At 68.2% G+C, this 10,411-nt stretch carries 10 protein-coding genes; 2 read left to right on the top strand and 8 right to left on the bottom strand.

The genetic code is table 11. The annotated features are described in order from the left end of the window. Positions 1 to 217 precede the first annotated feature (217 nt). From crcB to fmt, 5 genes are all read right to left on the bottom strand, one after another. Positions 218 to 595, bottom strand: coding sequence for a fluoride efflux transporter CrcB (gene crcB, locus AC0B44_RS04580; protein ID WP_471901728.1), 378 nt, complete (start codon positions 593 to 595; stop codon positions 218 to 220). After that, positions 592 to 1,044 (bottom strand): fluoride efflux transporter FluC, encoded by a 453-nt coding sequence (locus AC0B44_RS04575; protein ID WP_471901727.1) that lies wholly within the window; start codon positions 1,042 to 1,044, stop codon positions 592 to 594. Before AC0B44_RS04575 ends, crcB begins: the two co-directional genes overlap by 4 nt. A gap of 126 nt (positions 1,045 to 1,170) precedes the next feature. Further along, on the bottom strand, positions 1,171 to 2,100 hold the full coding sequence (locus AC0B44_RS04570) for a 1-phosphofructokinase family hexose kinase (protein ID WP_471901726.1): 930 nt from the start codon (positions 2,098 to 2,100) through the stop codon (positions 1,171 to 1,173). A gap of 78 nt (positions 2,101 to 2,178) precedes the next feature. After that, positions 2,179 to 3,624, bottom strand: a complete 1,446-nt coding sequence (locus tag AC0B44_RS04565; RefSeq protein ID WP_471901725.1) for an RsmB/NOP family class I SAM-dependent RNA methyltransferase — start codon at positions 3,622 to 3,624, stop codon at positions 2,179 to 2,181. After that, on the bottom strand, positions 3,621 to 4,544 hold the full coding sequence (gene fmt, locus AC0B44_RS04560) for a methionyl-tRNA formyltransferase (protein ID WP_471901724.1): 924 nt from the start codon (positions 4,542 to 4,544) through the stop codon (positions 3,621 to 3,623). Before fmt ends, AC0B44_RS04565 begins: the two co-directional genes overlap by 4 nt. Positions 4,545 to 4,712: 168 nt before the next feature. On the opposite strand from fmt, the gene AC0B44_RS04555 reads away from it, so the two are divergent. Further along, complete coding sequence (locus AC0B44_RS04555; RefSeq protein ID WP_471901723.1) at positions 4,713 to 5,747, top strand: DUF2804 domain-containing protein; 1,035 nt, start codon at positions 4,713 to 4,715, stop codon at positions 5,745 to 5,747. Positions 5,748 to 5,807: 60 nt separating this feature from the next. Here AC0B44_RS04555 and AC0B44_RS04550 read toward each other — a convergent pair whose 3' ends face one another. Together AC0B44_RS04550 and AC0B44_RS04545 are read right to left on the bottom strand one after the other, a co-directional pair. Then, complete coding sequence (locus AC0B44_RS04550) at positions 5,808 to 6,803, bottom strand: esterase/lipase family protein (protein ID WP_471901722.1); 996 nt, start codon at positions 6,801 to 6,803, stop codon at positions 5,808 to 5,810. A gap of 309 nt (positions 6,804 to 7,112) precedes the next feature. Continuing rightward, positions 7,113 to 7,841 carry a hypothetical protein gene (locus AC0B44_RS04545; RefSeq protein WP_471901721.1) on the bottom strand — a complete coding sequence of 243 codons (729 nt, stop codon included), beginning with the start codon at positions 7,839 to 7,841 and terminating at the stop codon, positions 7,113 to 7,115. Positions 7,842 to 8,060: 219 nt separating this feature from the next. On the opposite strand from AC0B44_RS04545, the gene AC0B44_RS04540 reads away from it, so the two are divergent. Continuing rightward, entirely contained in the window at positions 8,061 to 8,348 is a 288-nt protein-coding gene (locus AC0B44_RS04540) for a putative quinol monooxygenase (RefSeq protein WP_471901720.1), read from the top strand. Positions 8,349 to 8,392: 44 nt separating this feature from the next. Here AC0B44_RS04540 and AC0B44_RS04535 read toward each other — a convergent pair whose 3' ends face one another. Beyond that, positions 8,393 to 10,411: a primosomal protein N' gene (locus tag AC0B44_RS04535; protein WP_471901719.1), complete on the bottom strand. Its 2,019-nt coding sequence runs from the start codon at positions 10,409 to 10,411 to the stop codon at positions 8,393 to 8,395.

Below are 10,411 nucleotides of genomic sequence, written 5' to 3'. Positions count from 1 at the left end.
TGCGTCCCGCCATGATCCCTATCGTCCCTTCTTCGCCCTCACCAGGGCAATCAGGACTCTAGAACAACCCGGACCTACTCGCAGGGGACATGCCATTCTCGACCTCGAATTGCGAGCCCAGGCACGCGAGACCAGCGACGCTCTAATGTTTCAGATTCGTCGCGAACTCGGACATGGATAATCGTAAGAGACGAGGAAAGAGACGCTCCTGGGAAGGTCAGAGCGAGGTACCGATCCACAACCCGAGTCCCGCGGCTGCCAGCGCGAGCACCAGCATGACGATGCCGCTGATGAACGATTCTCCGTACCGGCCCTTCTTGATGAGCTGTACCGTCTCGTAGCTCGCCGTACTGAAGGTGGTGTAGCCGCCGAGGAACCCGGTTCCGATCACGTAGCTGATGTCGGTCGAGACCAGATGCTCCACGGTGAGCCCGGTGAGAAATCCGAGCACGAGCGAGCCCGACACGTTGATGATGGTGGTCGCCCACGCGAACTTCGTGTGCATATGTGCCCGGATGAAACCGTCGAGAACGAATCGCGTGATCGCCCCGACGCCACCCGCGACACTCAGCAAGATGAATATCCCCGGTGTCACGACGTCACCCCTCCCCCGGCGGCAGGCGGCGTCGTTCTCGCATTGACGCTACTGGCGATAGCGATGCCCGCCCAGGTGGCGCACGCGCCGACGATCACGGTTGCCAACGCATACAGCACTCCCACCCAGATATGCCCGTCCCGGAACAGCACCGATGTATCGGTCGCGAGGGAACTGTAGGTGGTGAAGCCGCCGCAGAATCCCGTACCCAGGAGAAGCTTGAGATTTCCTGCCGTGGGCTTCGCTTTGTCGAGTCGCGTGACGGCCTCATAGAGATACCCGAGAAGAAACGCGCCCACTATGTTGGCGATGGCAATGGCGATCGGGACTTCGCCGAGTTTCGGAACGACGATGGAAAGGCCTTCACGGCTACCGGCACCGAACAGGCCACCTATCCCGACCAGTCCGATCGACGCCCACCGCAGATACGAGGGCCGGGTGCCACTCATTCGAGGGCTCCGACGCGTCGACTGCGTAAGGACTCCGTGTGAAGATCCATTCGTTCAGGCTATCCGAGCACGCCCGGCACCATTGCGCTTTGTTCGCTTCCGGCAGAGCCGATTACCCGGTCGTGGTCACACTTTCCGGGCAAGTGCGTCGAACCGGTCGATGTCCTCGCGACGGCACACACGGCTTCCCGCGGTCAACAGCGCTGCAGTACCGGATGCGATACCGAGTGCCAAAGCGTCGCGGAGCGAGCGTTCCTGCAGCAGGCCGACGACGAGACCGGCGACCATGCTGTCGCCGGCACCCACGGCACTGCGCACCTCGACTTCGAGTGCGGGCACCTCGACGGCGTCGTCGGCGGTGACCATGATCGCCCCCTCGGCACCGAGGGACACCACCACGATCTCGGCGATACCGCGCTCGACCAGTTCGCGCGACGCCGCGATCCGGTCGTCCGTACCGGGCAGATCACGGCCGACCCACTCGCACAGTTCACCCAGCGACGGCTTGACGAGAAACACCCCGGACTCGATGCTCGCCAGCGCGTCTCCCGACGAGTCGAGCACGAAGCGCGCCCCCGCGGCGTGGGCGACCTCCGCGACCCGGTGGACGAACGCCCCGGAGACACCGGGCGGGAAGCTGCCGCTGGCTACGAGATACCGTGCGCCCCGGGCTGCTTCGGTGAGCACCGCCAGGCATCGCTCCTGTTCGTCGAGAGTCAGGTCCGGTCCCGGTGTGACGAACCGGTATTCGAGCCCGGTCCTGCGGTCGATCGCGGTGAAGCATTCGCGGGTGTCGTCGACGATGGGCACGACATACGCGTCGACGTGGTCGTCATCGAGTAGCCCGCTCATCTGCCGGCCCCGCGCGCCACCCACCGGGTACACCGCTCCCGCCGACGCACCGAGCACACGCGCGACCTTGGCGACGTTGATGCCTCCACCCCCCGCGTCGTAGAACGGCTCCTCGCACCGCAGCTTGCGGGTGGGTACGACCTCCTCGGCGAATGTGGTGACATCGAGGGCCGGATTCATGGTCAGCGTGACGATATCGGGCATACCCAAACCCTAGCCGCTGCGTCAGCCCCGCCGGAGTGAGCCGAATACGGAACGGGTGGCTCGGTCCGGTGTACGCCTTCAGTTCAGGGGTTTGCGCAGTGCCGCCATGAACATCGCGTCGGTGCCGTGCCGGTGCGTCCACAACTGCACACCCGGTCCGTCTCCGAGGTTCGGCACCCCGGGAAGAAGTTCGCGCGTGTCGAGTTGTTCGACCCCGTACCTGCGAACGGCGTCCGAGACCACCCCGACGGTTTCCGATACGTGCGGCGAACAGGTCGAGTACAACACCACTCCACCGGGACGCAGCAGACCGATCGCCGATGCGAGCAGTTCCTTCTGCAACTTGACGAGATCCGCGACGTCCTCGGGCCTGCGGCGCCACCGTGACTCGGGCCGGCGGCGCAGCGAACCGAGTCCGGTGCAGGGAGCATCCACGAGAATCCGGTCGTACCCGGGCTCGAGACCCGGGTCGCGGCCGTCCGCGACGTGTACGTTCACCGGGAGGTCGCGCGCGGTCTTGCGGACGAGGTCGGCACGGTGCTCCACCGGTTCGACGGCGTCGACGGAGAATCCGTCGAGCGCGGCGAGCGCACCGAGCAGTGCGGCCTTGCCGCCGGGTCCGGCACACAGGTCGAGCCAGCGGCCCTTGTCCTCACCGAGCAACGGAGCGAGGGTGAGCGCCCGGGCGACGAGTTGACTGCCCTCGTCCTGCACCGCGGCCATCCCTTCGCGGACCGGTTCGAGCCGGCCGGGGTCGCCGTGCTCGATGTGCACGGCGTACGGCGACCACGGGCCGATCTCGCCTCCGGTGACGAGCGCGAGTTCCTCGGCGGTGATGACGCCGGGCCGGGCCACCAGATGCACGATCGGCCGGGCATCGTCCGCGGCGAGCACGTCCGCGAGTTCCCCCGCATCCGCGCCGAGCGAGTGCACGAATGCCTGGGCGATCCAGAGCGGGTGCGCGTACCGGAACGCGAGGTGCCCCACCGGGTCGCGTTCGGGGTCGGGTGCGAGCCGCGTGATCCACTCGTCCTCGGTTCGCTCTCCCACCCTCCGGAGTACGGCGTTGACGAATCCGGCTCGGCCCGAACCGAATTCGGACCGGACAAGATCGACACTGGTGGCCACGGCGGCGTGGGGGGCAACCCGGGTCCGCATCAGCTGGTAGGCACCCAGGCGCAGCACGTCGAGCAGCGCACCGTCGATCTCGTCGACGGGGCGATTCGCCGCGTCGGCGATGACGGCGTCGAGGAGTCCCTGCGCGCGTGCCGCGCCGTAGGTGAGTTCGGTGGCGAGGGCGGCGTCGCGCGAATCGAGCTTGCGCTCGCGCAGGAGGGCCGGCAGCACCAGATTGGCGTAGGCGTCGCGTTCACGGACCGCGCGCAACACGTCGCGCGCGGCGGTGCGCGCCGGGTCCACGGCGGATTGGGAGGGCCGTCGGGTCTGCCGGGGTGCGGTGTTGCGTCCGGATTGTCCGCCCGGCTTCTGTCCCGAACGTCGGGCCGGTCTACGAGCTTCACTCATTGCGCACGTACCTTCGGGTCGAGTCGGGCTCCACGCGCCCAATCTGCTGCGGCCATGGATTTCTTGCCGGGAGGTTGCACGGTGCCGAGTCGCACCGCGGTGCTCCCCGTCCCGATGAGCAGACCGCTCTTGAGGATTGCGAGTTCGCCGGGCTCGAGGGTCTCGTCTGCCGGAGTGACCGGTCCGAGTTTGATGCGGAGGTCGCCGATGGTGGTCCATGCTCCCGGCGCCGGGGTGACCGCGCGGATGTGGCGGTCCACCACGTGTGCGGGCAGCGTCCAGTCGACCCGGGCGTCCTCCACGGTGACCTTCGGGGCATGGGAAATGCCCTCGGCCGGTTGCGGTGCGGGGACGAGGATTCCGTCCTCGAGGCCGTCGAGCGTCGATTCGAGCAGCGTGGCTCCGGCATCGGCCAGGCGGCCCAGCAGGTCACCGGCAGTGTCGGTGGGGCGGATCATTTCGGTGACCACGCCGTAGACCGGACCCGTGTCGAGACCGGTTTCGAGCCGGAAGGTGCTGGCTCCGGTGATTTCGTCGCCCGCGGCGATCGCTGCCTGCACCGGTGCGGCGCCCCGCCACGCGGGAAGCAGCGAGAAGTGCAGGTTCACCCAGCCGTGCCGGGGGATTTCGAGCACCGCGGGTGGGATCAACGCGCCGTACGCGACGACGGGGCAGCAATCGGGAGCGAGTTCCGTCAGGCGGGCGACGAACTCCGGGTCGCGCGGTGAACGCGGTGCGAGCACCTCGATACCGTGTTCGTCGGCGACCTGCCCGACTTCGGATCGGACCGTCTTCCGGCCACGACCGGCGGTCGCGTCGGGGCGGGTCACGACCGCGACGACTTCGTGGCGGGGCGAGTCGATCAGCCGGCGCAGCGCCGGGACGGCAGGAGCGGGAGTACCCGCGAACACCACCCGCATGTCAGAGCACCGCCGGTGCGGGTCGGCGCACTGTGATGCGGAAGGCTACGGGCTCGTGTGTCACGAATACTGCTCCAGAGGTCGGGCGACGATGGCTACTCCATTCTAGGGAGTCGGTCATCCGTGCCGACACGGTGTCGCCGCGGTGGCGCAGTAGTCTCGCCGGGTATGCAGCAACGACGCCTTTCACGCGGCCCTCTCCTCGACGACAGCGGGACTCTGACCGAGGCCGGATGGAGCGCGAGCGAAACGCGATCCTACGACCGGCGGAAGATCGCGGTCTCGGGGTTGCGCGTGAAGGAATGGGACTACTACTGCGTGCTGTCCGACGGTGATGCCGGTCCGTACGGCATCGCGCTGACCGTGGCCGACAACGGCTATATGGGTCTGCTCGGTGTCAGCTGGCTCGACCTCGCCGCGCCTTCGGACGTCACCGAGAACACGTTGATCCCGTTTCCGTCCGGCAAGCTGGGATTGCCGGCGAGCGCCGACGCGGGCGATGTGGTGGTTCGCCGCGGCGACATGCGCATCGAGTATCGGAACGAGGGACAGGTACGACGCTTGATCGTCGACCATCCCGGGTTCGGCGGAGGCCGTGGGCTGTCGGGTGAGCTGGTGCTGACGCAGCCGCCCATGGACCGGATGGTGATCGCCACCCCGTTCCCGTCCAGCCCGAAAGCCTTCTACTACAACCAGAAGATCAACTGCCTGCCCGCCCGGGGCAGCGTGACGGTCGGCGACCGGGAGCGCCTGTTCGATCCCACGACGGCATTCGGCGTATTCGACTGGGGCCGCGGAGTCTGGACGTACGACAACACCTGGTACTGGGGTTCCGCGTCCGGCACGCACAACGGACTGCCCTTCGGCTTCAACATCGGCTACGGGTTCGGGGACACGAGCGCGGCGAGCGAGAACGTGATCTTCCACGACGGAGTCGCGCACAAACTCGACGGCGTGCACTTCCACCTTCCGGCGAAGACCTACGACGGTGCACCGTGGCAGTTCACCAGCAACGACGACCGCTTTCGGATGGAGTTCGTGCCGATCCACGACCGAGCGGCGGATGTGAACGCACTGGTCGTCCGGTCGACACAACACCAGGTGTTCGGCCGCTACACCGGTTCCGTCGTACTCGACGACGGCAGGCGCCTCGAGATCGAGAACCTCCTCGGGTTCGCGGAACAAGTCCGGAACCGCTGGTGAGCGAGTCGATCCCCGAGACTCTGTCGCGCAGGTAGCAGCGTTCCGCCCGGCCGGGCGGGGTCAGAAGTTCGCCTGCCGGACTATCTCCGGAATTCCGGTTCCGAGGGCCACGCGCGTGCACTCCCCGAGCCCGACCCGGTCGGGGTCGAGCGCGTGCTGGATCATCTGCAGGGCGAAGGCGTCGTAGACCATGTTGAAGTGGCCGGTCAGATTCTGTGGGCACAGGTCCTGTACGACGAGATTGACCGCTCCCTCCCCTCGTAGGGCAACGCTGTCGGCGGGCTGGATCACTTCGTCGAATCTGGTTCCGACGGTCGTGTACTGCACGCCGGGAACGGTGTCGGTGGGCAGGTTCAGTTCGGTGAGAAGGTCGGAACCCTGGAGTTGCTGTGCTAGCGCGACCGAGAACTCTCCCTCGAGGAAATCGGTTGCACCAGGCAACGCGGCGGCCGCGGTCGCGAGGCCGTAGAAGGTACCGCCGTAACTCGGCGATGCCACCCCGACCCAGCGTTCGACCACGTCGGCGCCGCCGAGTTTGTTGATGTAGTACCGGGTGACGGTCGCACCTTGGGAATAGCCGACGATGTCCACCGTGCCGGCTCCGGTTTCCGACAGCACGCGGTCCACGAATTCTCCGAATTGCGCTGCTGAAAGGCGGATCTCGCCTGTTCCGTAGTCCTCAGCACCGGGTGCCAGGCCATAGTTCACCGCAAAGACGCAGCGTCCCGACTCCGCGAGAAGCGGTGCGAGCGCGGCGAAATCGGAATAGCTGTTGGAGTCGGTTCCGTGTGCCAGCACGACCGGGCGTGGATTGTCCGGCGTGGGCGCACACGAGAAGTCGTTCGTGTGCGGCGGCACCGCGCCCGGATTGTTCTCCGCGTATTCCGCAGCCTCCGCGTGGGTTGCCGCCGGTGGCCCCGGATTCACGGGCACCGAGGACGTCGACCCGGTTGCTCCCAGGGACCCGACGGCCGGTTGCGCTCCGGCCACTCCAGCGACAAGCACCGCGACGAACAAGGCGCCAACTCCCGCATATCGCACACGCCGGACCCTCATGTGACGCCTCCTGCCTCAGCGTGCGCGCGTTCCGCCCCCGCCGGAACAAGGTTCGATCACAAACACATCCAGTCTTTTCTGTTGTGGATTCTAATCACATACTCGATCTTGCGGTGTCATTTGAACGGTGGACCCTCGCCGGGCACGAGCCGAACGCGGGAAAGACACAGCAACGCAGGGCCTCCCCACGATGTCGGAATCGATGGGGGGAGGCCCGGAAGCGTGCGTCAACGCAGGGTTATCGCAAGTAGCGCGGGAGCTCGCACCCGCTGTGTGAAAGTCCCGGGTGAGCGGTACCCGGGCGTGGGGTCAGCGTCCGCAGAACGCGTCCGCGATCTCCACCGGGAGTCGGTCGAACAGGTCCTGAGCCGGGACGGCGAGTACCGGATCCGCGGCGAGCCAGCTCACGGCCGGGCAATCGGCAAGGTTGTAACCGGATTCCGGCGCGACGGGGCCGTCGGTGAAGGCGGCGAGCACGTGCTCCGAAAGCTGGGCGGCCGACCCGTAGGTCGACGCGCCCACCGAGAAGTCCGGCCCGAACGATGCGGAGGCGTTGAACGAACGATCGTCGCTCCATCCCCATTTCGTTCCGATCACTCCGGCCAGCAGTGCGGTGCCGTAGTTCTGCGCATATCCGTCGGCTGCCGTCCCGTATGCGGACGCCATGGCGGCGAGCACCGGGGAATTCGGGTCGGTGCGCTTCTTCGTTTCGAGGTAGGTGACCATGTCGTGCGTCGAGGTGGTGCCGTTCCTCCAGTAACCGGGCACATACGTGTCGGTGAGCCCGAACTCCTGCGCGATCGTCGAAATCGCCTGCGGATACTTGGCATGCAACCGGTTTGCGATCGCGTCGTCCGACGCCCGGATCATCTCCGTGGCGTCGGCGTGATCGCCGGCATCGCCGTACCGGAAGACGTACTCGGCCAGATACAACTTGACGATCGAGACGCCGGCGCGGGATTCGTGTTCGTTGGCGGTACCTGCGCGGAACCCGGTCGGCGAGTGCGCAAACGAGATCTGCGTGCTGCTCGGCGCCACGATCGCCCCGTTGTCGTCGAGAACGGGTGCCGGTGCCGCAGCGGCGATCCCGCTGCCGGAGGCAGCGAGTGCGGTCAGAGCGGCGACGGTGAGGGCCTGGGCAAGGGGCGCATGGCAAGCGATCGTAGTTGCCCGACGCCGCTCGCGCGCAGCAACCCCCGATGACTTCGGGTCCCCGCGCGGGTCGAACCATGTGAAGACCGGACACGAGGAGAAGCCATGATCATCGTCGCTGGACACATCGTCGTCGATCCGAGTACACGGGAAAGCTACCTCGCGGGCTGCACCGAGGTCGTCGAACAGGCACGACGCACCCCCGGGTGCCACGACTTCTCGGTCACCGCCGACCTCGTCGACCCCTCCCGGGTGGTCGTGTTCGAGCGCTGGGACTCCCCCGACGCAGTCGAGAACTTTCGGGGTTCGGGCCCCGACGCCACGGCCACGGCAGCGATCCTGTCGGCTTCGGTTGCGGAATACACTGTCGCCGAGGTTCGTTCGCTGACCTGACTTGATCTGACCCGAGCTGATCTGGCCTGATCCGACCGACGGGATCAGCCGATCCGCGGTGGATCCACCTGAACACGCAAAGGACCGTCCGCACGACGAGCAGTGCGGGTCGCCTGCGCATCCCGCAGAGCACTGCCGAGGTCCCGGCCCTGATGCCGAGCGACTCGCACGATCATGCGATGCACCTCTTCGGGTTCCGGACCGTCGGCCCCGAACGGCAACCGTTGGCCGGGTGGCAACGGGACCGGCCCGAGCACTTCGGCGCCTTCGGGCAGGCGAGTCGCCTCGAGCAGTTCCGCGACGGCGGCGGAACCGCCGTCGAGTGCCGCCATGTGCACCGCGGGCGGGAAGCCGACCTCCGCGCGTTCGGCCACCTCGTTCCGGGCGTGCCCCACCGGATCCCACCGGACGAGGGCCTGCACAGTGGGAATCCCGGAATCGGCGACCACGACCACCTGGCCACCCTCGGCGAACGGGCGTACCAGCGCCGACGCCGTGAGCCACCGGCGCATCGTCTCCTCCGCGGCGCGCAGATCGGCACGGCCGAGCAGTGCCCATCCGTCGAGGAGCAGTGCAGCACCGTATCCGCCGTCGGCGACGGGTTCGGCGCCGACCGTGGAGACCACCAGGGCCGCGCCGCCCGGTGCCGTGGCCTTGACCTCGCCGCCTCCGGAGGTGATCACCGGTACTCCGGGAAACGCCCGGCCGAGTTCCTCGGCGGTCCGGCCCGCGCCCACAACCACGGCCCGCAACGAACGGGCACCGCACGCATGGCACCGGTGGGTGGCATCGGCGACCCCACACCACTTGCACGCCGGTATCGCGGCCCCGTCCGGTCCCGCCGCGGCCGGTAATGCCAACGGGCCGTTGCATCGTCGGCAGCGCGCGGGAGCGCGGCACTTGCCACAGGCGAGCGCCGGAACGTAGCCGCGCCGCGGGACCTGCACGAGTACGGGACGGTCCGCGCCGAGTGCCGATCGGGCCGCGGCGAACGCGATGGCCGGCAGGCGGGCCGCGCGCGCGGCGGGATCACGGGCGATCGCCTGGTCGCTGTCGGCGAGTGCGGTGATCTTCGGCGCCCACGCGCGCAGCACTTCGCGAGGTGCGAGCAGGTCGTGCGCCCACCCGGAATCGACGAGGGCCTGGGTCTCGGCGGTCCGCGCGTGCCCGGCGACGACGACGGCGGCACCGGTGGCGTGCGCCCGCAGCGCGGCGACTTCCCGCGTGTGCGGGTAGGGCGAACGGGGTTCGGAGTGCAGGTCGTCGCCGTCGTCCCAGACGACGAGAAGCCCGAGGTCGGGTGTGGGGGCGAACACCGCAGCGCGGGTGCCGACCACGATGCGGGCCGAACCGCGGAGCGCCGCGAGCCACCGGCGGTACCGTTCGGCCGGACCGAGGCCCGCGGTGAGACCCACGACGTGATCCGCACCGGTCACGTCCACGCAGGCGGCGAGTACACGGTCGAGGTCCCGCTGGTCGGGTACCACGAGCACTGCGGCGCGGCCCGCCGCGGCGGTGAGCGCCGCGAGTTCGGCGAGACGGCGCGGCCAGTCCTCCCCGGGGAGCGCCTGCCACGCCGCGCGCGGTGCGCGGCCCGATGCGAGCGCGTCGAGGAAGTTCTCGCCGTGCCGGTACCGCGCCCACGCCGACCGGTCGAAGTCCGGAGCCGGGGGCGGGTCCACCGGCCGCGGTTCCTCCGCTTCCACCCGGGCGTGACGAGGAGGCACCGCGAGCCTGAGGACGTCGGCGCGGGTGCCGGCGTAACGGGTTGCGACTTCGTCGGCGAGCGCCGCGATCTCGGGAGTGAGCACGGGTTCGGCCGACACGACGCGGTCGAGCGCTCCGAGTTTGCCGGGGTGGTCGCTCGTCGCGGTCCGGGAGATCAGGAAACCGTCGACGAGACGACCCGCGAAACGCACGCGGACGCGGACGCCCGGTCGGGCGTCCGCGTCGAGATCACGCGGGATCAGGTAATCGAATTCCCGGTCGAGGTGCGGCACGGAGAGCAACGGGAGCACTCGCCCTACCGGGTCGACCTCGGCGGCGTGGATTTCGGCTGCCAC

Source organism: Rhodococcus sp. NPDC019050, from assembly GCF_055664235.1.
This window is presented reverse-complemented; position numbering and strand designations above follow the sequence as displayed.

Coding starts and splice junctions, on each gene's coding strand:
- AC0B44_RS04575 (WP_471901727.1), bottom strand. CDS start 1,044: ATGAGTGGCACCCGGCCCTCGTATCTGCGGTGGGCGTCGATCGGACTG.
- AC0B44_RS04570 (WP_471901726.1), bottom strand. CDS start 2,100: ATGCCCGATATCGTCACGCTGACCATGAATCCGGCCCTCGATGTCACC.
- AC0B44_RS04565 (WP_471901725.1), bottom strand. CDS start 3,624: ATGAGTGAAGCTCGTAGACCGGCCCGACGTTCGGGACAGAAGCCGGGC.
- fmt (WP_471901724.1), bottom strand. CDS start 4,544: ATGCGGGTGGTGTTCGCGGGTACTCCCGCTCCTGCCGTCCCGGCGCTG.
- AC0B44_RS04555 (WP_471901723.1), top strand. CDS start 4,713: ATGCAGCAACGACGCCTTTCACGCGGCCCTCTCCTCGACGACAGCGGG.
- AC0B44_RS04550 (WP_471901722.1), bottom strand. CDS start 6,803: ATGAGGGTCCGGCGTGTGCGATATGCGGGAGTTGGCGCCTTGTTCGTC.
- AC0B44_RS04540 (WP_471901720.1), top strand. CDS start 8,061: ATGATCATCGTCGCTGGACACATCGTCGTCGATCCGAGTACACGGGAA.